This is a genomic window from Myxococcus sp. AM011 (assembly GCF_013372595.1).
GTDB lineage: Bacteria > Myxococcota > Myxococcia > Myxococcales > Myxococcaceae > Myxococcus > Myxococcus eversor.
In genome coordinates this window covers 32,886-53,986 of record NZ_JABXEM010000039.1, presented here as the reverse complement: position 1 = coordinate 53,986, position 21,101 = coordinate 32,886, and the positions used below count along the sequence as shown (strand labels likewise).

Annotated in this window: 20 protein-coding genes and 2 pseudogenes; 14 read left to right on the top strand and 8 right to left on the bottom strand. The window is 67.4% G+C overall.

The window, feature by feature from the left end; translation table 11 throughout:
• The 3 genes and pseudogenes from HUW62_RS10990 to HUW62_RS10980 form a co-directional block, all read left to right on the top strand.
• Window positions 1-620 (top strand): annotated as a pseudogene (locus tag HUW62_RS10990) (integrase core domain-containing protein); the annotation flags it as partial.
• Window positions 617-1,429, top strand: coding sequence for an ExeA family protein (locus HUW62_RS10985; RefSeq protein ID WP_176434383.1), 813 nt, complete (start codon window positions 617-619; stop codon window positions 1,427-1,429). The pseudogene HUW62_RS10990 and the gene HUW62_RS10985, both read left to right, overlap by 4 nt.
• A 463-nt stretch (window positions 1,430-1,892) precedes the next feature.
• Window positions 1,893-3,461: a DUF262 domain-containing protein gene (locus HUW62_RS10980; RefSeq protein WP_176434382.1), complete on the top strand. Its 1,569-nt coding sequence runs from the start codon at window positions 1,893-1,895 to the stop codon at window positions 3,459-3,461.
• A 68-nt stretch (window positions 3,462-3,529) separates the two neighbouring features.
• On the opposite strand, the gene HUW62_RS48070 is transcribed toward HUW62_RS10980, so the two are convergent.
• The gene (locus HUW62_RS48070; protein ID WP_217911253.1) at window positions 3,530-3,715 is read right to left on the bottom strand and encodes a hypothetical protein; all 186 of its coding nucleotides are present in this window, start codon (window positions 3,713-3,715) and stop codon (window positions 3,530-3,532) included.
• Between the two features lie 258 nt (window positions 3,716-3,973).
• Between HUW62_RS48070 and HUW62_RS10975 the strand changes: the two genes are divergently transcribed.
• The 4 genes and pseudogenes from HUW62_RS10975 to HUW62_RS10960 all read left to right on the top strand — a co-directional run.
• Window positions 3,974-4,207 carry a hypothetical protein gene (locus tag HUW62_RS10975; RefSeq protein WP_176434381.1) on the top strand — a complete coding sequence of 78 codons (234 nt, stop codon included), beginning with the start codon at window positions 3,974-3,976 and terminating at the stop codon, window positions 4,205-4,207.
• Window positions 4,191-4,457, top strand: a complete 267-nt coding sequence (locus HUW62_RS10970) for a hypothetical protein (RefSeq protein WP_176434359.1) — start codon at window positions 4,191-4,193, stop codon at window positions 4,455-4,457. The genes HUW62_RS10975 and HUW62_RS10970 overlap by 17 nt, the downstream gene beginning before the upstream one ends.
• Window positions 4,417-5,597, top strand: a protein-coding gene (locus tag HUW62_RS10965; RefSeq protein WP_176434380.1) for an IS3 family transposase whose coding sequence is annotated in 2 segments (ribosomal slippage) — window positions 4,417-4,690 and window positions 4,690-5,597 — 1,182 coding nt in all. Because the reading frame shifts where the segments join, the coding sequence is not laid out codon by codon here. Before HUW62_RS10970 ends, HUW62_RS10965 begins: the two co-directional genes overlap by 41 nt.
• Before the next feature lie 26 nt (window positions 5,598-5,623).
• A pseudogene (locus HUW62_RS10960) lies at window positions 5,624-5,986 on the top strand (transposase); the annotation flags it as partial.
• Between the two features lie 482 nt (window positions 5,987-6,468).
• Here HUW62_RS10960 and HUW62_RS10955 read toward each other — a convergent pair.
• Window positions 6,469-7,440 carry a zinc-binding dehydrogenase gene (locus HUW62_RS10955; protein WP_176434379.1) on the bottom strand — a complete coding sequence of 324 codons (972 nt, stop codon included), beginning with the start codon at window positions 7,438-7,440 and terminating at the stop codon, window positions 6,469-6,471.
• 139 nt (window positions 7,441-7,579) lie between these two features.
• Here HUW62_RS10955 and soxR point away from each other — a divergent pair, with 139 nt between their 5' ends.
• Window positions 7,580-8,065: a redox-sensitive transcriptional activator SoxR gene (gene soxR / locus HUW62_RS10950; RefSeq protein ID WP_368670383.1), complete on the top strand. Its 486-nt coding sequence runs from the start codon at window positions 7,580-7,582 to the stop codon at window positions 8,063-8,065.
• Window positions 8,066-8,074: 9 nt separating this feature from the next.
• Here the strand turns inward: soxR and HUW62_RS10945 are convergent, their stop codons facing one another.
• Window positions 8,075-9,898, bottom strand: coding sequence for a M4 family metallopeptidase (locus HUW62_RS10945; protein WP_163868869.1), 1,824 nt, complete (start codon window positions 9,896-9,898; stop codon window positions 8,075-8,077).
• 148 nt (window positions 9,899-10,046) lie between these two features.
• Here HUW62_RS10945 and HUW62_RS10940 point away from each other — a divergent pair, with 148 nt between their 5' ends.
• Window positions 10,047-10,676 carry a TetR/AcrR family transcriptional regulator C-terminal domain-containing protein gene (locus HUW62_RS10940; RefSeq protein ID WP_163868870.1) on the top strand — a complete coding sequence of 210 codons (630 nt, stop codon included), beginning with the start codon at window positions 10,047-10,049 and terminating at the stop codon, window positions 10,674-10,676.
• 64 nt (window positions 10,677-10,740) lie between these two features.
• Here the strand turns inward: HUW62_RS10940 and HUW62_RS10935 are convergent, their stop codons facing one another.
• The 4 genes from HUW62_RS10935 to HUW62_RS10920 form a co-directional block, all read right to left on the bottom strand.
• Window positions 10,741-11,502 (bottom strand): immunity 52 family protein, encoded by a 762-nt coding sequence (locus HUW62_RS10935; RefSeq protein WP_176434378.1) that lies wholly within the window; start codon window positions 11,500-11,502, stop codon window positions 10,741-10,743.
• Window positions 11,503-11,514: 12 nt separating this feature from the next.
• Window positions 11,515-12,822: a Tox-REase-5 domain-containing protein gene (locus tag HUW62_RS10930; protein ID WP_240356859.1), complete on the bottom strand. Its 1,308-nt coding sequence runs from the start codon at window positions 12,820-12,822 to the stop codon at window positions 11,515-11,517.
• Window positions 12,823-13,198: 376 nt separating this feature from the next.
• Window positions 13,199-13,639 carry a GFA family protein gene (locus HUW62_RS10925; RefSeq protein ID WP_176434377.1) on the bottom strand — a complete coding sequence of 147 codons (441 nt, stop codon included), beginning with the start codon at window positions 13,637-13,639 and terminating at the stop codon, window positions 13,199-13,201.
• A 119-nt stretch (window positions 13,640-13,758) separates the two neighbouring features.
• Window positions 13,759-14,517, bottom strand: coding sequence for an AraC family transcriptional regulator (locus HUW62_RS10920; RefSeq protein ID WP_255203359.1), 759 nt, complete (start codon window positions 14,515-14,517; stop codon window positions 13,759-13,761).
• Window positions 14,518-14,725: 208 nt separating this feature from the next.
• Between HUW62_RS10920 and HUW62_RS10915 the strand changes: the two genes are divergently transcribed.
• The 5 genes from HUW62_RS10915 (at window position 14,726) to HUW62_RS10895 (ending at window position 20,497) form a co-directional block, all read left to right on the top strand.
• Window positions 14,726-15,472 (top strand): SDR family oxidoreductase, encoded by a 747-nt coding sequence (locus HUW62_RS10915; RefSeq protein WP_176434375.1) that lies wholly within the window; start codon window positions 14,726-14,728, stop codon window positions 15,470-15,472.
• A 24-nt stretch (window positions 15,473-15,496) separates the two neighbouring features.
• On the top strand, window positions 15,497-16,372 hold the full coding sequence (locus HUW62_RS10910) for an NAD(P)-dependent oxidoreductase (RefSeq protein WP_176434374.1): 876 nt from the start codon (window positions 15,497-15,499) through the stop codon (window positions 16,370-16,372).
• A gap of 176 nt (window positions 16,373-16,548) precedes the next feature.
• Entirely contained in the window at window positions 16,549-17,196 is a 648-nt protein-coding gene (locus HUW62_RS10905; protein WP_163868877.1) for a hypothetical protein, read from the top strand.
• A 151-nt stretch (window positions 17,197-17,347) separates the two neighbouring features.
• Entirely contained in the window at window positions 17,348-19,807 is a 2,460-nt protein-coding gene (locus HUW62_RS10900; RefSeq protein WP_176434373.1) for an ABC transporter permease, read from the top strand.
• 90 nt (window positions 19,808-19,897) lie between these two features.
• Entirely contained in the window at window positions 19,898-20,497 is a 600-nt protein-coding gene (locus HUW62_RS10895) for a hypothetical protein (protein ID WP_176434372.1), read from the top strand.
• 18 nt (window positions 20,498-20,515) lie between these two features.
• Here the strand turns inward: HUW62_RS10895 and HUW62_RS10890 are convergent, their stop codons facing one another.
• On the bottom strand, window positions 20,516-21,031 hold the full coding sequence (locus tag HUW62_RS10890) for a DUF3224 domain-containing protein (RefSeq protein WP_255203358.1): 516 nt from the start codon (window positions 21,029-21,031) through the stop codon (window positions 20,516-20,518).
• Window positions 21,032-21,101 lie beyond the last annotated feature (70 nt).

Here is a 21,101-nt window from a genome sequence, read left to right as displayed (position 1 = left end):
CGTGCGCTCGCATCGGCACATCACTCTTGCACGCCAGGCCCTATGACGCCCCCGCCCGCGGGAAGATGGAGCGCTTCTGGCGCACGCTGCGCGAGGGCTGCCTCGACTTCCTCGGGCCCGTCGCCTCCCTGCACGACGTCAATGTCCGCCTCTGCGCCTTCCTCGACGCGCACTACCACGTCACCTCGCACGCTTCCCTCATGGGCGCGACACCGAAAGACGTCTTCGAGGCCGCGCCCAGGGCGCCCGATGGCTTCGACGAGGTGAAGCTGCGCGAGGCCCTCACCACCCGCATCCGCCGGCGCGTGCGGCGCGACACCACCGTCGCTGTCGATGGCGCCGACTACGAGCTCGACGCAGGCCACCTCGCCGGACGCCTCGTGCACCTGTGCCGCTGCCTTGTCGACCTGGGCGAGACTCCCTGGGCCGAATTCGAGGGCAAGCGCTACACACTCCACCCAGTCGACGCGGTGAAGAACGCGCGCCGCAAGAGGCCGCTGCGTCGGCCTCCCCTCCACGACGAGACGTACCGGCCACACCCCGCGTTTGACCCGCCCCGCGCGCTCCTCGACCGCGCCGTCGGGCGTCCTCCTCGGCATCGCGATGGAGGTGCTTCATGACGCCCGCCTACGTCACCCACTTCGGCTTCTGCGATGCGCCCTTCTCCAAGGAGATTGCCGACGCGGACCTCTGGCTGCCAGCTTCCAAGACGGACCTCGTCGAGCAACTCTGCGAGGCCGTACGCGAGCGGCAGAGCGTCATGCTGGTGGGCGAGCCCGGCGTCGGCAAGACGTGCGTCCTGCGCGCGCTCCGCCACCGGCTGCCCCAGGCGGGCTTCCGCCTCACCTACTGTCACAACGCCACGCTGGGCCGCCGCGACTTCTATCGCCAGCTGTGTCTGGCCCTCGGGCTCACACCGTCCGCCACCGCGGCCTCGGTTTTCTACGCCGTGTCCAGCCACGTGGAGGACCTCGGTCGCGAGCGCATCCACCCCGTCTTCCTCCTCGACGAGGCGCACCTGCTCCACCAGGACGTGCTCGACCACCTCCACATCCTCCTCAACTACCAGTGGGACTCCAAGGCGCTCCTCTCCCTCATCCTCGTCGGCCTGCCCGAGCTCGACTCGCGGCTCGCGATGCGCCGTAACCGCAGCCTCGCCTCCCGCCTCGCACGCCGCCTCACCATCGACGCGCTTGGGCCCGATGACACCGCGGAGTACCTCCGCCTGCGCCTGAAGAACGCGGGCTGCGAGCGAGAGCTCTTCGCCTCCGACGCGATGGCGATGCTCCACGAGGCCGCCTCAGGTGCTCACCGCGACATCGACCGGCTCGCGACCACCGCGCTTCGCGAGGCCGCGCGTCGCAAGAAAAAGCTCGTCGAGCGCGACGTACTCGCACGCGTGCTCGACACCGACTCCGCCAATCAGTAGGCCGCTCCCATCTCCGAGCGCGCTCGCTCACGCTCGCGCTCGGTGATGCCCATCAACCAGGCGGATTGCTCGTCCATCAACCAGCTCGCCTCGCAACAACCACCAGTTGCCGCCGGGGTAGCTGCGCGCCCCCGAGCGAGGCCGAACGGTCCGTCGCATCTGGAGCCAACGGTGGACCTGCCGCGAGGTGCCACAAAAGCCTTGAGCGCGAATCTCCCGCCAGAGTTCGCAGGCGTTCTCACACCCTGCGACTTGTCGCCGCTGAGCGATGCCCCCACCCGGTGGACAGGCCCTTATAGAGTGCACGCCTGCCCATGCCGCAATGAGCCTACCCTAGGTCATCTGCGACACCAAGACTAGCCCACATCAACATGCCTTGTTGTCTGCGAACAGTAGTGGTAGCGCAAAGAAACGCGATGACGCCTCAGAACGACCCGAGGCATCTCAAACTCCGGGATGGTCAATGGCAGACTGGACGATCAGAGAAATAATTGATGCGGTGACTCGTGGTCAGATTCGTGTGCCGTCTTTCCAACGAGGCTTCGTCTGGGAACCGGATGACGTCGCGTTCCTCATGGACAGCATCTACAAGAAGTACCCCTTTGGGTCGCTGCTCTTCTGGCGAACGAAGGAGGCCCTCCGGACGGAACGACAGCTCGGACCATTCGCTCTTCCGAAGAAGGACCCCGACTACCCGGTGGACTACATTCTTGACGGTCAACAGCGCATCACGTCGCTCTTCGGTGTGTTCCAAACAGAACTCAAGCCACTGCGGAGCGAACCTTGGACGAAGATCTACTTCGACCACTCTCTGAGCAAGGACGCGCAGGAGTCCCAGTTCATTGCTCTTGAGGATAGTGAAGTCGATCCGAAGAAGCACTTTCCTCTCCGCGTACTCTTCGACACGGTCGCCTATAGGAAGGCAACAAAAGATCTGGACGATAATCTGGCGAAGCGAATCGACGAAATGCAGTCGATCTTCAAGGAGGCGCGGCTACCAATCCAGACGATCAGCATCGAGAACCGCGCCGCCGTCGCGATCGTGTTTGAGCGGGTGAACAGGAGTGGGGTCGAGCTTGACACTCTCCAACTCCTGGCTGCCTGGACATGGAGCGAAGACTTTGGTCTCGACGAGAAATTCTCCGAACTTGAGGCAGACCTAAAACCGTTTGGATTCGAGGATCTTGGCGCGAACAAGGACCTGCTCCTTCGCTGCTGCGCGGCCGTAATTGCCCAGGACGCCTCGCCCGACACACTCGTGAAACTCAACGGCAAGGTCGTCCGTGATCGGTTCACCGAGATCGTAAACGGAGTAAAAGGCGCGATCGACTTTCTCCAGAAGAATTTGAACGTCCATTCCCTCGATAATCTACCGTTCTCGACTGTCCTAGTTCCGCTATCCGTTTTCTTTGCTATCCCTGGCAACCAGCACAACAAGACAACCAACAATCAACTCAAGGCGATTGTGCGATGGTTTTGGCGTTGCTGCTTCTCCAAGCGGTACAGCAGCGGCGTACTCAGAAACCTAAAGACTGACATTGAAGAGATGTTGAAATTGAAAAGCAACCAGCCTTCAGACCTGGGGAACTTCAACGTCACGGTCACTGCAAAGAACTTCACTGACGACACGTTCCGCGTCGGCAACGTCACGACAAAAACGTTCATATTGATGATGGCACAGCGCGGCCCGCTCAGCTTCATTTCCGGACAGCCGATTTCGCTCGCAAAGGTGCTCCGGGAGTCGAATCGCAACGAGTTCCATCACGTCTATCCGAAGGCGTATCTTCTTAAGCAGGACCCCAAGAGCACTTCTCACAGTTGCCTAGCGAATTTCTGCTTCCTTTCAAGGACTGACAACTCGCAGATCAGCGACGATGCGCCAAGCGTCTATCGTGCGCGGATGCCGGACGACGTCACCCAGATTCTATCGCATGCGCTACTTCCTGATACGATGTTCAACGACAACTATGCTGGCTTTTTGGCGGCACGGGCGAAGTTGCAGACAGCAGAAGCACAGAGACTTATGCAGTAATCTGGGACAGTCCGCGAATAGAATATGTGCTCCACGCAATACGGTTCACGCTAGGGGCGGACGCGACGTCACGCCTGCGAGAGCGTGCTCGGCGAACCAAGCGAGTACGCTTTCCCCGTGATCTCGTCGATGGCCAGTCCATCGGCCCTCACGACATCGCTGGACGAGCCCGTGCCGTCGCTCTCGGCGGCCGGGGCGACGCGCTCCATCGGGCCATGAACATGGAGTTCCGGCTCGCCGTGGACATTGCCCACCTACACATCAGTACTCAGCGGGCGTGCTGCCGATGCCCACCCTGAGCCGCCGCTGGGACTATCCCTGCGTGAACGAATTGCACGTCTCAACCAACCCTGAGGACCGCGACCCACACCAGTCGCTGATACCCACCTCTTTGGGATTGGACTGGCCCTGCGAGCGACTGCTCGCGGGAGTCCCCTCGTCTTCGAGTGCTACCTGCACCTGCGTTCCCACGACGAGCGATAACGTCAGGTCGACCTTCTCCAAGACCATTCATGAGCACGCCTCCACACTATAAATACACGCCGGAGCAGACGGCCGCGCAGCGCGCCCAGGTCCAGAAGGAGCACGTCGAGCCCGTGGTGCGCGCGACCTTCGAACGCCACTCCGCCCTGCACTCCGCAATGTTCCTGCTGGCGCAGTGTATCCGTCCGACGGACGACGTGATGCGGGGCGTTGCTGGGATGAGCGTGGCAGGTCATCCCTCGAGGGATGCAGAAGAGAGCTGAGAAGCCGGAGTGGGTGCGCGTCGCGGAGGAGTTCGAAGCGAGCGGGCTGACGCAGCGGGAGTTCGCCGGACGCCGGGGGCTGCGGCTGAGCACCGTGCAGTCCTGGGTCTACCGCCGTCGGCGCCAGGTGAGCACCGAGGCCGAGCCGGCCGTGCGACTGAGAGTCCCCCGCTTCCGTGGACACCCGCGATGTGATGGAAGGGTGTTCGATGTCGGAGAGCGAGCAGAAGCAGAGGCGGCGGCGACGTAGCTTCAGCCCGGAGTTCAAGGCCGGGGCGGTGAAGCTGGTGCTGGCGGAGGGCAAGTCCGTCGCGGAGGTGGCGAAGGACCTGGACCTGACCGAGACGGCCTTCCGCAAGTGGGTGGAGCAAGCGAAGACGGACAGGGGCCAGGGCAAGCCGGGCGCGCTCACCAGCGAGGAGCGCGCGGAGCTCTCGCTGCTACGCAAGCGCGTGCGCCAGCTCGAGATGGAGCGAGACTTACTAAAAAATGCGGCGGCCTTCTTCGCGAAGGAGATGAAGTGAAGTTCCGCTTCATCCACGCGGAGAAGGCCTCGACACCGGTGGCGCTCCTGTGCCGCCAGTTGGGCGTCTCCCGCTCCGGCTACTACGCCTGGGCGAAGCGGCCCGAGTCGCAACGTCGGAAGAGTGACCGCGAACTCTCCATGCAGGTCGCGGCCATCCACCAGGAGAGCCGCGGCACCTACGGCAGCCCTCGGGTCCATGCGGAGCTGCGCGCCCGGGGCCGGAGCGTCTCTGAAAAGCGCGTCGCCCGCCTCATGCGGCAAGAGGGCCTGGTGGCACGCAGCAGACGCCCCTTCGTGCGGACCACCGACAGCCAGCACGCCCATCCGGTCGCTCCCAACGTGGTGGCCCGTGACTTTCTGCCTCCAAGGCCCAACTGCACCTGGGCAGGCGACATCACCTACGTGTGGACGTCCGAGGGCTGGCTCTATCTGGCCGTCGTGCTCGACCTCTTCAGCCGCCGCGTCGTGGGCTGGAGCATGAGTGAGTGTATTGACCGGCAACTGGTCCTCGCCGCACTCGACATGGCGCTCGCAGGGCGACCGGCCCCTGCGCTGCACCACTCAGACAGGGGCAGTCAGTACGCCAGCGAGGACTACCGAGAGCGACTGGCCGAGTACGGCATCACCTGCTCAATGAGCCGCAAGGGCAACTGCTGGGACAACGCCGTGGTGGAGAGCTTCTTCAGCAGCTTGAAGATGGAACTGGTCCACACGCGCAGCTTCCGGACGCGCGACGAGGCGAAGCTCGCGCTGTTCGAGTACATTGAGGTGTTCTACAACCGGAAGCGCCGTCACTCCTCACTCGGCTACGTCAGTCCTGCCGAGTACGAGCGAACGGCTGAAGTGCAGAGGCAGGCAACGTAGTCAACCTGTCCACCGAAGCGGGTGACACTCACCTGGGGCTGGCCATCTCCTACGCCATGAAGCAGTGGGACGCGCTGAGCCGCTTCGTCGAGGATGAGCGATTGCCCCTCGACAACAATCGCTCGGAGGCGGCGCTCCGGAGGGCGGCCCTCGGACGTAAGAATTTTCTCTTTGTCGGCCACCAAGCCGCGGGAGAGAACCTCGCGGGCCTCTACGCGCTGGTGGCAACCTGCGAGGCCAACGGCGTCAATCCCGAGGCGTACCTCGCCGACGTCCTGCTTCGCGTGCAGTCGCATCCCAATTCGCGCATCGGTGAGTTGCTTCCTCACGAGTGGAAGCAGCGACACACCACCGACCCGCCCGAGTCACACTTCCAGCCCAGCCTCTGAACACCCCTCCGGTCGCGGCGCTCGCCGAGCACAGCACCCGTCCGTCTTCAACCGCTCACGCCACGTCACTGACCGGACGGTTACGGCGCAGTACTGGAGGCGCACGATGACGTGCACTATCGCATCATCTTCTCCGCGATGGAGACACCAGACCTCCAGGCCGCGTCGGACGCGGACATGGAGGATACCGCCAACCTGCCGAGCGCCACCCGCGGGGACTTCCTCACCGAGCTCTGGGGCATGCGCGTCCGCGAGTGGCAGGAGAATCACGACGCGATTCCCCGGTTCGCCGCCTGCACCCGGGAGGTGTCCCACCAGGACAGGGACCTGGCGGAAGCCTTCAGGCCCTACGCGATCTTCCGCCGCGTGGGAAACGACGTCACGGTGGAGCAGGTTGAGCCTCATGCACCGTCCGTGGCTCGACGGCGTCCAGGCCCTGTGGGAGCTGGAGCAGGACGACTGACTAACGCAGTCCCCGCCCGTCACAGCAGCAGCAGCGTCCTGCCAGTGACGCCCCGGGAGGTGAGCGCCGCATGGGCATCCCCTGCTTTCTCCAATGGGAAGGTCTGCCCGATGACGGGCCGCAGCTTCCCCGCCACGGCCAACGCCAGCGTCTGCTCCGTCAGTCGCTGGCGCTCCGGAAGGGGGAACTGGACCTGCTGGATGCCGCGCACCGCGATGTGTCGCCGCTCCGCCTCGGCCGTGTCGATTTGCGTGAACCCGCCCGCGGGCGCTCCGTGCGCGGAGAACTGCCCGCCTTGCGCCGTCGCACCAAAGGCCGCCTGCCCCAGCTCACCTCCGGCGCCATCGAAGACCACGTCAGCGCCCCGCCCGTCCGTGGCCTCCAGCACCCGCTGGGCCCAGCCCGGCTGGGAGTAGTCCACCACGACGGCGGCGCCGAGCTGACGGAGGAGCTCCAGCTTCCGCTCGCCCCGGGCCGCGCCGATGACCCGCGCGCCGGCCGCGTGCGAGAGCTGCACCAGCAACACGCCCATCCCTCCCGCCGCCGCGGTGACGAGCACCCACTGTCCCGGGCGAATCGCCGCCTTCTCCATCAACCCCAGCGCGGTGGGTCCATCTGACCGGAGCGCCGTCGCGTCGCGCAGCTCCAGTCCGTCCGGCACCGCGACCATCTTCCGCACCGAGACGACAGCGCGCTCCGCATAACCTCCGTGCTGCTCCGTGTTGGCGATGACCCGCCGGCCCACCCAGCCCGGGTCCACGCCCTGCCCCACCGCGCGCACCGTTCCACCCACGCCGAAGCCCGGCACGTAGGGCGGCTCCATCTTGAAGAACTCTCGTCCCCAGCCGCTCCGAATCTGCGTCTCGACGAAGATGATGTCCGCGAAGGCAACGTCGATGAGGACCTCGTCCGCCCCGGGCTTCGGCTCGGGCACCTCACACGGCTCCAACACCTCCGGCCCACCGAACCTCGACACCTGGATTGCGCGCATGCGTTTCACCCTCCATGGCCGCTCGGACATGGCGAAGCCAGGCGGCGAGACCCCATGTCCCGCCCGCTTGCCCGCACGTGACTCGAACGATGCACGCCCGTGAATCTGCGACTTCAAGTGCACTTGAAGTCAAGGCGGAGTGCACGCATATCCAGGCATGGACGCGTTGCTCACCATTGGAGAGCTGTCCCGGCGCACCGGCGTCGCGACCTCCGCGCTGCGGTTCTACGAGGAGCGAGGGCTCATCCGCTCCGAGCGGACGTCCGCGCGCCACCGACGCTTCGCCCGGCCCGTCATCCGGCGCGTGGCGTTCATCGTCTTCGCCCAGCGCGTGGGCCTCAGCCTCGAAGAGGTCGGCCGGGAGCTCGCCAGGCTGCCCGTCGACACCGTCCCCAGCCGACAGGACTGGGCCCGACTGTCCGGGACGTGGAGTCAGCGAATCGACGAGCGCATCGCCGAGCTCGAGCGGCTCAAGGCGGGGCTGACGGGGTGCATCGGCTGCGGCTGTCTCTCATTGGACCGCTGCCGCTACGTGAATCCAGGAGACCGGGCCGCCGCGCAGGGGCCCGGTCCGCGCTTCTGGGTCAGGGCTCCGAAACACGAGCCACCGACCCAGGAGCGATGAAGCGGACGACTACTTCACACCCACCGCGGCCCAGCTCTCCAGCACCTTCGCGGCCTCGACGGAGTCCTTGCCGTAGAGGTCCTGCGCCGCCTTGTACGTGGCCTCCTTCGCCTGGGCGAAGTTGGTCTGCGGCGTCATGTAGAAGCTCAGCGCGCGGGAGTAGATCTTCAGGCCCTTCTCGATGCCGATGCCGTCCTTCACCTCGGTGCCGGAGGTGCGGTTCTTGCCACCCTCGGACAGCAGGTAGAAGGCGTTGTTGGCGATGCCCGAGTTGATGTGCACGCCGCCGTTGTCCTGCGAGCCCTTGTAGCGCTTGGAGTAGTTGTCCGGCGACATGCCGTCGCTGGACGGGTCGCTCAAGTCGCGCAGGCCGTCGGTGGGGTCGCCGTTGTTCGGGGTGTACGTGTCCTCGCCCACCGTCCAGTCGAACTTCACCGCGTCGTTCGTCTGGCTGGCGTGCCACTCCACGCCCACGCCCATGATGTCGCTGAAGGCCTCGTTGAGCGCGCCCGACTCGTTGCGGTACTCGAGGCCGGCGGTGCGCTCGGTGAGGCCGTGGGTGATTTCGTGGCCCGCGATGTCCAGCGTGGTGAGCGAGCCGAACTGGTCGCCGTCGCCATCGCCGTAGTTCATCTTCTCGCCGTCCCAGAAGGCGTTGGCGAAGTCCTTGCCCACGTGCACGTCGGAGATGAGCTTCTCGCCCTTGCCGTCGATGGAGTCGCGGCCGAGCACTTCCTTGTAGAAGTCGTACGTCGCCTGCGCGCCGTACTGCGCGTCCACCGCGTCCTTGTTGCGCGCGGAGTCGGTCTTCTCGCCCCAGACGTTGTTGTCGTCGGTGATGGGGGCGTTGGTCGTCCAGTCGGTGTCCGGGTCGCGGTTGAGCGCGTCACGCGTCACCACACCACCGCCGCGCGTCGTGTCCTCCAGCGAGTACTTGCCGTCCGCCGTCTTCGTGCTGCCGATCTCCACCTTGCCGCTGTACTGGGTGGTGTCGTCCTTCTTGCTGGTGGTGGGCTCCGCGCCCGGCGTGGTGGGCTCGGTGGCCACGAGCGAGGGCTTCTTCGCGGGCGCGTGGTCGGCGCCGTGCGCGTGGTTCCCCACGCCGCCCATCTGGTTGTACTGCTCCAGCACCTTGCCGGTGTTCGCGTCGACCAGGTAGTTCATCCGGCGCGGGTCCTTGCCCGGGCCCACGTCCGTCGTGTTGCTCAGCTGCACGTGGTACGCGGAGCGGTACTCGCCGCTGGCGTCCTTGAAGATGACGCGCTCGGTGACGGGCTTGCGGTCCGTCGCGCCGTCGAACTGCTTCTGGGCCACGGCCAGCGCGTCCTGCTCGGACAGCTTGGTGGGGCTCTTGCCCAGGCCCGCGGGGATGGTCGCCACGTCACCGGTGACGCTGTCGACCTTGCCTTCCGCCGTCAGGTGGCTCACCACCTGCTCGCCGAAGACGCGCACGCCCTCGCTCTTGCGGTCCATGCGCACGTGCGTCATGCCCAGGTCGTCCTGCTCCACCGCGCGCGGCGCGAAGTCCGCGGCGTTGACGCCCGGCTTGCCGGCGAGGAGCTGGGAGACGGTGGGCGCGCCCTGCTTCTGGAGGAAGTCCACCGTCGTCTGGATGGCGGCCTTGCTGGCCTCGCTGTCCAGGGCCACGGGGCCGGACTTCACCGGCGGGGCCAGCGGGGCGGCCGGCTTCACCTGCGCGGGGCGCACCGGCGCCTCGAACGAGGAGCCCTCCGCGAAGCCCACGGCCTTGTTCTTCACCTCGGTGGCGGCGGCGGGCCGAGAGTCAGCGGGACGCGTGACGGGAAGCTTCGGGAGGTCGGCGCGAATCTTCATGGTGGGGGTGCCCAGAGGTTGAAGTGCGGCTTACGTGGGTATTCTCGATTCTTGCGAGCCCAGGTTGTGTCTCCGTGGGAGGAAAACGCACACACTTCGCGTCACTGCGGGCAACCCCCTGGAATCACTGGGCTACATTGGCCGCCGAATGCCCCGTCCCCGCTCGTTCACTCCGTCAGGCATCGCCGCCGCCGCGCTCACCGTCATCGACCGGGAGGGGCTGGACGCGTTGACGATGCGCTCCGTGGCGAGCGCGCTCGGCCTGGGCACCATGTCGCTGTATCGCTACGTCGAGGGCCGCGAGGCGCTGGAGTCGCTCGTGGTGGACACGGTGATGCGCGGCATCGAGCTGCCGGCGCCGTCATCGAGCGCGAAGTGGACGACGCGGGTGATGGGGCTGATGACGCGCGTGCGGGAAGCGGTGGTCCAGCACCCGGCCGTCGCGCCCCTCCTGCTCACCCGCCGCCACTCCACGACAGGAACGCTTGCGTGGGCCGAGGCGCTGCTCGGACTGCTCACGGAGGGCGGCTTCGACGGCACGGCGCGAGTCATCGCATTCCGCACGCTGGTCAGCTACGTGTTCGGCGCCGTCCAGTTGACGCACCTGGGCTCGCTGTCCGGCGAAGGCACCGCCGCGCTCGCGGAGCTGGACGTCGCCACGTATCCGCTGCTCCGGGAGACCGCGCGGCGCGCCCAGAGAATGACCCACGAAGAGGAGTTCCGACACGGCCTGGAGCTCATCCTGCGTGGAGTGGAGGAGACGGTGGCCCACCGCTGACGCGGGCCCAGGTGAGCGGCGATGTGTCCAGGCATGCCACGCTGAAGAAGTCGAGCCGCGCCAGTCAGAGCGCAACGGGCTGCATGAGGCCGGCCCTGGCCAGCAACTCGCGCACCCTCCGCGCCAGCGCCATGTGCTCGGGGTTGGCCACGGTGAAGCGCTCCGGCGTCAGGACGATGAGGGTGCCCAGGTCTTCCACCCTCTCGATGCGCACCGGAGCAGGAAGTGGAGGCACCTTGCCGCGACTCCGCGCGAGATAGGTCACCCAGCCCAGCCACATGTCCGCCTCGTCCTGCCTGGCGTCCATCGTCCGATAGGCCTCGGACATGGCCACCGCCCAGTCAGGTTCCCAGGCAAGTGCCATGCTACGCACCACCCCCATCAGCACGGGCGGTGTGAGGAGTCGCTCCGCGTTTTCTCCCTTGTAGGGGATCGACAGGACGCACGCATTGGCAGTGCTGAATTCGGCGGAGCTGCCGCAGTGCATCCTCAACGAGGCAAGGTCTGGGCCGATGCCGTCGTTGTAGGCCGAGACAGTCAGGCCCAAGTGCTCAAAGGCTGGCCCACCGGGCTCCCGATTGACGCCGCGCCGATATGCTTCCGTCAGCGTGGAGAGGTCAGGGGGCATGAGGGGGGTCTTGCGTCCCTTGCCTCGCGGCTTCGGAATCTTGTTCCAGTGAGCCAGCAACGGGTCACACGCGGCCAGCAGATTGAGGAACGTGACCGCTCGCCGGGCGCACTCTCCAGGAGACTCTCGTCGCGGCCCCCAGTAGGCACCTGCGTAGTAGGTCTCAGGGTAGGTCTTGGGCGCGGGTTGCGCGGTCATGAGGTTCTCTCCTCAGCGCGCCAGGAGCCGTGCCGGGGTGTGAACGACGGTAATATCCTTGTAGCCGTTGCCCTCAAGCAGCTTCCGGATGGCATTGGCAGCATGCTCCTCGGCAACATGCCACTCGATTCTGTTGCCCATGCCCCGAACGATGTCACGCTGCCGTTCGGCCTGGTCGATGAGATCCTGTGCTTTGCCGGAATTTCTGTACCAGTACTTGGGGGCAAGGTCGTCCTCGAAGAACGCCGCGTAGCCAGGCCCTTTGGCCTCCAGGAGCACGCCGTCTTTGAAGCCGTCGAAACGCACGCCTCCATCCTTCGTACCCATCCCCCCGACCCAGTAGGCGTCGTCGTATGAGTGACCTGAAATCTGCTCCTGGTAGGCCTGAGCGCGCTCGGACGCCCCCTTCTCTCTAGAAGGCCCCCAATTCCCAGGCCCTTTTCCGCCAGAGGGGGCCGGATGCCCCGTAGTTGTATTGGCGCGCTGAAGGATGATGGCGGCTCCGGGACCGCCACCCAACACCGCCGCCGCGCGCCCTACTGGAACCGCCACGCGCTCGATGGTCAGCGTCCCCTGCGCGGACAAGGCCAGCACTGGCACCGTGGCCTCGGCGCCCGCCAGTGCGCTTGTCACCGAGCGCGTCGAGGCGGCCGCCGTGCCCGTCGTGAGCAGGAGGTCCGTAGCCAGTTCGGCCACCGCCTCGATCTGCTCGCCCCGCGTCATGTATCGGAAGCGCTCGAAGTATTCCGGCGATGACTCAATGAGCGCGGCCACGCCAGCGGGCAGGTTCTTGACGGCGGCGATGCTGTCCATCGGATAGGTGAGAAAGTGACCCACGGAGAGCGCCAGCTTCACGACAGCGGATTCGGCTCCATCCAGTGTGCGGCCCACGTAATCCGCGTCGTCGTGGACATCCGCCAGCGGGAATCCATCCACCTCCCGCAGCGCGTCGTCCAGCGCGCGGAAGACGCCCGTGCGCCCATCGTAGAAGCGGCCCAGTTCGAAGCCGTGCGCCCGGAAGCCACCGTTGCGCCACTCCACGGAGCCCACCCGCTGTTGGGTCCCGCCACTGCGCACCCATGCGAGGCACCCGTCAGGCCGGAGTACCGCCAGATGATCGAAGCGACTCACCCGCTGAACCAACTCGGCGCGCGACACCTCGCCCTTGTCCAGAACCTCGCGCAGCATGAAGCCCACCGCGACGCGTGCCGGAAATTGCCCCAGCGTCACGTCCCTGCCCAGCAGCGCTGCCAGAAGCCGCGCCGCCTGCGGGGGCGTGAGTGGACTCCCCTTCACAGGTCGTTCGTCACGGTCCTCCATCCCCGCGTCACGAAGCAATACGTCAAAGGCGTCGCTCCGTGGACCTCGTGGAGGGAGAGTTTCCCGGGAGGTGTCCTCCACCCGTCGCTCACCAAGTGACGCGGAGCGCTGGTGGAACGTACCTTTGCGAGTAGCGGGTTCAACTCCCGAGCAGCCCGAGACAAGAACGGCGATGCACAGCATCCAGAGGCCACAACGCATTCTTCACCTCGCGCCTCCACCCTCGGAGGCCAGCGGTCTGGATGCTGGCATTCACTTCTGACAAGACGATGGGCAGCGCGGTAGGGTCCCGCATCGTCACGCAGACATGCCTCTGCAGCGGGCCCGCGCGGGCGTGTCACCCTCTCTGCATGGGCGACACGCTCGGGGTGACGACTCAGGCGGTGGCGCGCAGCGGGAACGGCTGGTTGCTCGGGCCGGCCTGCCAGTTGTTGTAGCGGCCATCCCAGTACTGGACGGTGAGCTTGGAGACGTCCACGCCGTCGAGGCAGCCCAGGTTGATGGAGCGGAAGTGGCCGCCCATCTCCTCGACGAAGCCTCCGCCGTAGCACTGGACGCCGCAGTGCTTGCAGAAGCGGCGGTAGTTGGGGCTGTCACCCACCCGGTACTCGCCCGTCTCGCTCTCTCCCTTGGTGACACGGAACTGGCTCGGCGGAACCGAGGTCGTCGTGCCGCCCATCTTGGTGCAGACGGTGCAGTTGCAGCGGTTCACCGGCGCCGCGAGGTCGAACTCGGCCTCGAAGCGCACGGCGCCGCAGTGACAGCCGCCGACGTACGTCTTCAGGGTGGGGGACTTCTGGGGGGCGGTCTCGCTCATGGCAGGGTTCTCCTCGGTGCGGCGTGTTGATGGAGGGAGTTATGAACCCTGTCAGTGACAGGAGTATGTCAGGTTTCCGCGAGGCCCCCTGACAATCCGGCCTGAGCACGGGCACCCCATCACGCGCGCGAGCGGACGATGGCGCCCGGTGTCACTCCCAGTACCCGGCGCATGCACCGGGCCATGTGGCTCTGGTGGGAGAACCCCGCCTCCAGCGCGACCTGCCCCGTGGGCATCTCCCCACGCAGCAACAGGGTGCGGGCGAGCTCCACCCGGCGCTGAATCACGTACTCGTGGGCGGGCAGCCCCGTGGATCGCTTGAAGAGCGTCTTGAAGTGCGACGCGCTGACTCCCGCCACGCGCGCCAGTGACGCGAGCGCGAGGTCTTCGTCCAGGTGCTTCTCGATGTACTCGATGACCCGCTGGAGCTGGGACGCGGGGAGTCCGCCGCGCACCTCGGCCTCGGTCCGGTACCGGGCCAACAGCCTCGCCGCGAGCGCCAGCCCCAGGCTCTCCCGGTAGAGCAGCCCGTTGGGGAAGTCCGCGTGGGACTCCGCCTCCAGCGCCCAGGCGATGTGCTCTATCTGCTCGTCGCGGAAGTGGTGGCGCTCCTCCAGCCCCACCTTGTCCGGGTCCAACCCCATGTCCTCGGCGGCCATCCGCAAGAGCGAGTGGGGCAGCCGCAGGTCCACCGCGGTGCTCGCGTCGTCCTCCACCCAGGTGTCGGACGCGCCGGCGGGCATCAGGCTCAAGTCACCGCGCGTGCGCACCGAGCGGATGGAGCTGGAGTGGCAGGACACCCGGACGGGCTTGCCTGAATGGAGGCTGATGAAGTGGTCAGCGCTGGCGGCGTGCCGCACGTCGCCCATACGCGTCATCCGCAACTCGACACCGAGGCTGATTCGAGGACGTCGGCGCGCGTGCTCACTCATGGCCCCCGAATATAGGAACCCCCGGCTTTTCGTGCTCCCGAAACATCCGCGCGTGCGCGACCCGCGCGGAGGCCGTCGGTATTCCTTTCCCACATCCAACGCGAGGTGGCCGCGAGCGGTCCCGCCTCCAAGCAGGCGGTCGGGAGTCATGCACATGGGCAGGTACTCAGGGAAGAAGGCGGTGGTAACCGGGGGCACGGCGGGAATCGGGCTCGCGACGGTGAAGGCGCTGCTCGCGGAGGGCGCGGAGGTGCTGCTCACCGGACGCAATGAGCAGGGCCTGGACGCGGCGCGAAAGGAGCTGGGCCCCCGCGCGCGCGTGGTGCGCTCCGACACGGCGAGCCTGCGCGATATCGACGCGCTGGCCGCGCTCGTGAAGGAGAAGCTGGGCGCGGTCGACTTCGTCCTCATCAACGCGGGCTACGCGAAGCTGCGCCCCTTCGACCAGGTGTCGGAGGCCGAGTACGACGAGACCTTCGGCATCAACACCAAGGGCGCGTTCTTCACCGCGCAGCGGCTGGCGCCTCACGTCCGGGAGGGCGGGGCGTTCGTCTTCACCACCTCGGTGGCGGACGAGTCCGGTCACCCGGGCATGAGCGCCTACTCGGGCGCGAAGGCGGCGGTGCGCTCGTTCGTGCGAGTGCTCGCCTCGGAGCTGTTGCCCCGAGGTGTCCGCGTCAACGCGCTGAGCCCCGGCTTCACGAGGACCCCCACGCTGGGCGTCCACGGCGCCACGCCCCAGGAGGTGGCGGCCTTCGAGAAGGAGGGCGAGGAAATCACGCCGATGAAGCGCATCGGCTCCGCGGAGGAAGTGGCGCGCGCGGCGCTGTTCCTCGGCTTCGAAGCGACGTTCACCACCGGCGCGGAGCTGCCCGTCGACGGCGGCCTCTCGCAGCTCTGATTCGAGCCAGGGAGCAATCCAAACATGACGCCATCCATCAGTGTCATCGGCGCGGGCCGCATGGGCTCCGCGCTCATCAAGGCGTTCCTCAAGAGTGGACATGCGACGACGGTCTGGAATCGCACGCGGGCCCGCTCGGAGCCCCTGGCGGCGCTGGGCGCGCGCATCGCGGACAACGTGCGGGACGCGGTGCACACCGCCGACATCGTCGTGGTGAACGTGAATGACTACGACACCAGCGACCACCTGGTCCGGCAGGACGAGGTGACGCAGGCGCTGCGAGGCAAGCTGCTCGTGCAGTTGACGTCCGGCGCCCCCGCCCTCGCGCGTGAGCAGGCGGACTGGGCGCGGAGGCACGGCATCGACTACCTGGACGGCGCCATCATGGGCACGCCGGACTTCATCGGCCTGTCCGAGGGGACGCTCCTGTACGCGGGCCCCGCCGCGCTGTTCGAGAAACACCGACCCACGCTGCTCGTGCTCGGGGGCAACACGCAGCACGTGGGCGAGGACGTGGGCCATGCGTCCGCGCTCGACAGCGCGCTGCTCGTCCACATGTGGGGCTCCCTGTTCGGCGTGCTACAGGCCGTGGCCATCTGCCGCGCGGAGAAGCTCCCGCTCCAGACGCTGGCGACGTTCGTCAAGGCGCTGGCCCCCGTCGTCGACGGCGCCGTGGCGGACGTGCTCACCCGCGTCCAGAAGGACACGCTGGGCGCCGACGAGGCGACCCTGGCCACACTGGAGACGCACAACGTCGCGTTCCAGCACCTGCTGCACCTGTGCGAGGAGCGCGGCATCCACGATGGCATCCCTCGCGCCATGGACGCCCTCATCCAGGCGGCCTTGAAGAAGGGACACGGGCAGGACGACTTCGCGGTCCTCACCCGCGTCCTGCGCTGAGCGTCACGCGCATCACCGAGGCGCGAGTCGAGGCGGAATCCCCTCCGCGCATCACTGCCGGTGAGGTATCGGCCGTCCGCTCATCCCACCATCGCGGAGCCGCCCTCTGCATGGCGCTTGCTGGCCCATGGAGAGGGCGGTAGGGAAACGGGGCCACCACCACGAGCCAGGACTCCATGGCGCAAAAGAAGACCGCGGTCCCTCGTTCCCCCTCGAAGAAGGCGTCGACGACTCCCGCCGTCCCGCTTGAGGTCGCCTGGCGGGCGCTGGAGCAGCAGTTCCGCGAGGCCCTGGGCCCGCGCGCCACGGGGCAGTACCCGGTGGACCTGGAGCCCCTGCACGTGACCTTCAAGCAGGTCCCCGACGTCACGGGGCTCCTGCCGGACACGTATCAGCGCTTCGTCGAGGCCGTGGGCTATGGCTGGCTCAACACCGGCAAGAAGGGCCTGGCCTTCCTGCCACCCCGCTGGCGCGCACGGGAGTCACAAGGCATGGGCGAGCCGGGTCGCGCTTGGGACCGGGTGCGCTGGGAACGAGAGGCGGGCCATCACGTCTACCGCTTCCTGATGTTCGCGTCCGAGGACCGCAACGACGTCAATGGCTACTGCTTCGGCAAGAGCGAGCAGGATGGCTCGCTCGTCGTCTGGCTCGTGGAAGACAGCCTGCCGCTGCGGGAGGAGGGCCCCTTCGAGCCCTGGCTCGCCAAGAAGCTGGCGGCCCTGACCAAGGCCCTCGCGAAGCGCGGCGCCCGGCCGGAGCTGGGAGACCCGCTCGCGCTGGCGCAGGAGTCGCTCGGAGTCACACCGCCTCCGCCACCCACCTGACCCGGTGTTCCGGAACTGGGAAGCCACTTCCCAGGGTCGGGCAACCCGACGCGCGGCGAGCACGGGCCTTCACTCGACGCGCCCTGGGAGAAGAGGCATGGCTCGACCCTTGCTTCGTGCGGGGAGCCGCAGCCTTCGCCCCGGAGGGGCCTTGTCCGACATCACCCAAGACCTTCGCCTCGCCCTGAGGATGCTCGCCCGGCATCCGGCGTTCACCCTCGTCGCGGTGCTCACGCTGGCCCTGAGCATCGCGGCGAACACCGCCATCTTCAGCGTGGTCAACGCGGTGCTGCTGTCGCCCCTGCCCTTCCCCGAGCAGGACCGACTGGTGCTGGCCTGGACGCGGATGCCGAGCACCCCTCGGTGGACCGTGGCGCCCGCCAACTTCCTCGACTGGCGCGCCCAGGGCGACGTGTTCGACGGGCTCGCGGCGTTCTCCCGCCTCAGCCTCAGCCTGACAGGCGATGGCACGCCCGAGCGCCTGCGCGGCGCCAGCGTGTCCGCCAACTACTTCCAGGTGCTCGGCGTGCCGGCGGCCCTGGGCAGCGCGTTTCAACCCGTCGAGGGGGAGACAGGGCCTCGCCACGTCGTGGTGCTGAGCCACGCGCTGTGGAAGCGCCGCTTCGGCGCGGACCCTCGCATCATCGGTCGTGACGTGCGCCTCGATGACCGCGGCTACCAGGTCGTCGGAGTGATGCCGGAGCGCTTCACCCTGCCCGGCATCGGACCGCAGACGTCCACGCCGGCCGATGCACCCGAGCTCTGGGTTCCCGCGCCGTCGCACGACATCCCGCAGCTCGGCTCGGATGGGACGCTGGACCTCAGCCAGTCCCGAGACACCACCTACCTGCGCGTGCTCGGACGACTGAAGCCCGGCGTGACGATGGAGCGCGCGAGCGCGGCGATGAGCGCCGTCGCCCAGCGGCTGGAGCAGGAGTACCCCTCGAGCAACCTGCACTCCGGCATCACCCTGGTGCCCCTGCGCGAGCAGATTCTCGGCGACGTGCGGCCTGTGTTGTGGGTGCTGCTGGCGGCGGTGGGGCTGGTGATGGCCATCGCCTGCGCGAACGTGGCCAACCTCTTCCTGGTGCGCGCGGCGGCGCGGCGGCAGGAGATGGCGGTGCGCGCGGCGTTGGGCGCGGGACGCGGACGGATGATGCGTCAACTCCTCACGGAGAGCGTGCTGCTCGGCCTGCTCGCGGGCGCGCTGGGCCTGCTCCTCACCGTCTGGGGAATGGACAGCCTGCTGAGCCTGGTGCCGGCGGAGCTGCCCCGGCTCGACGAGGTTCGCGTGGACGGACGGGTGCTGGCCTTCGCGCTGTGCATGTCGCTGGGCACGGGGCTCCTCTTCGGCCTGCTGCCCGCGCTCCAGGCCTCGCGTCCGGACCTCGACGGAGTGTTGCGACAGGCGGGTGGAGGAAAGCTCGTGGGCGGCGGCCGTTCGCGCGGCGCGCTCGTGGTGGGCGAGGTGGCGCTGGCGGTGGTGCTGCTCATTGGCGCGGGACTGTTGCTGCGCAGCCTGTCGCGCCTCCAGGACGTGGACCCGGGCTTCCGCGAGGAATCCGTGCTCACCTGGACCCTGGAGCTGCCAAAGGAGAAGTACCCAGACGAGGCGCGACAGGGGGCCTTCTTCCAGCAGGTGGTGGAGCACGTGTCGGCGCTCCCGGGCGTCCGGAGCGCGGGCGCGGTGACGGACCTCCCGCTGGGAGGCGCCAACATCTGGTTCAACCTGGACATCGAGGGACGTCCGGCGCCTTCTCCCCAGGAGCGCGCGAGCGTGGGCTTCCAGGTCGTCACGCCGGGCTACTTCGAGTCGCTGGGCATCCCCGTGCGCCAGGGCCGGGACGTGACGAGCACCGACACGAGCATGTCGCAGCCCGTGGTGATGCTGAACGAGACGGCCGCGCGGCTCCACTTCCCGAAGATGGACCCGGTGGGCCAGCGGATTCGCGTGGGGGACGCGGAGACGCCCTGGCTCACGGTGGTGGGCGTGGTGGGCGACGTGCGGTACGACGGCCTCACCCAGGAGACCCGACCGGAGGCCTACCTGCCCGCGATCCAGCGCTCCCTCTTCCTCATGTCCTTCGTCGCCCGGACGGAGGCCGAGCCGATGGCGCTGGCCGCCGCGGTGCGCTCCGTCGTGGCCTCGCTGGACAAGGACCTGCCCGTGGGCGTGACGCTGACGATGGAGCAGCGCGTGGCGGAGTCCACCGCGCGGCCTCGCTTCGTGTCAGTGCTCGTGGCGGTGTTCGCGGTCCTCTCGCTGCTGCTCGCCAGCGTGGGCCTGTCCGGCGTCATGGCGTACACGGCGCGGCAGCGCACGCGGGAGATTGGCATCCGCATGGCGCTGGGGGCGCAGGCCTCGGACGTGCTGCGCATGGTGCTGGGCCAGGGCCTGCGGCTGGCGCTCGGGGGTGTCGCGCTGGGACTCCTCGGGGCCTGGGGACTGACGCGCGTGTTGTCCAGCCTGCTGTTCGACGTGAGCGCCACGGACCCCGTCGTCTTCGGCTCGCTGTCCCTGCTGGTGGCCGTGGTGGCCCTGCTGGCCACCTGGCTGCCCGCGCACCGCGCCACCCGGGTGGATCCGCAAGTGGCCCTGAGAAGCGAGTAAGCGCTGAGAGTCCAGCACTCACCCTGCCCGTGAAGGAGGTGACGCCACGGGGCGCTTGAGGCTTGGAGGGCGGTCGTTAGATTGCCTCGCATGGCTGACAACTTCGACCCCATCGACGGCGCTCGCGCGAACATGATTCTGGAGAGCCTGCTCGACACGCCGTTCAGCGAGGACGACGAGCACCTCCAGTTCCTGCTGCGCCAGGGGGACCTCGCCTTCGAGGGGGACTTCGAGATGGAGCCCAACGAAGTCGTCATCGTCGTGGGGAACCTGACGGTGACGGGCTGCCTCGCGGACCAGTTCTACAACGAGGACGACTTCTCCAAGCTGTACGTCCTGGGGAACGTGAGCGCGCGGGACATGGTCTGTGGCTCGGAGGTTCGCGTGACGGGGAACCTCACGGTGGAGAACGTGCTCTACGCCAACTCGTTCGACGTGGACACGCTGGGCGTGAGCGGGAAGCTCAGCGCGAAGGTGTTCATCGAGGATGGACACCAGGTGGAGTTCGGCGCGCTCCAGGTGGGCACGCTCATCTCCGACGACGCGTCGTGGCGCGAGGTGAAGCCGGAGGCCGTCATCGGCGACTTCGCGACGGTCCTCCAGTCCCACATCCTCAGCGAGGACGGACAGGTGGTCCTCGGGGATGCGCTCCATCAGGAGCTGAAGGCGGGCCGCTCCGTCCTGCTCTGAGCGGCCCGGGCCCGGGACTCAGGGCGCGTCTGGCAGCGCGTACTCGAACACGTAGGTGTGGCCACCCTTCTCGTCGATTTGAATCTGCATCGAGCCGGTGAGGCCCTTGAGCTCGTCCGTTCCGGAGTCGGGGACGACGAGGATGGTGAGCTCGGGTGCGCCGCGGGTCATGCGCCCGGTGTGATGGATGGAGAAGCTGCCCTTGCGGCCCTGGAGGCTGCCGGTGACTCGCTCCATCGCGACGTAGGCGCCCGACTTGCCGTCATCCATCGTCGCGAGCATCTGCCCGACGCCCGTGCCCTCCAGGTCGCCGTGGTAGCGCTTGTCGATGGACATCCGGCCGATGGGCGAGGCCGCCGCGCCTTCGTCCGGCGCCAGGGGCTTCACCTTGACGTCGAAAGGTCCCTGCACACGCTTCGTCATGTTCGTCTCGCTCCCTGTCCGTGGGGAAACCGTGGCCTGACTGCCCGCGCATCCCTGCGCGAGCACGGCGCCGAGCACCCACGTCCACATCATCGTTCTGGCCTTCATCATGGATGGCCCCTCATCGAGTGGCCCACCCATACCGGTGCCCGTTTCCGGTCGATTGCAAAAACGCGACACG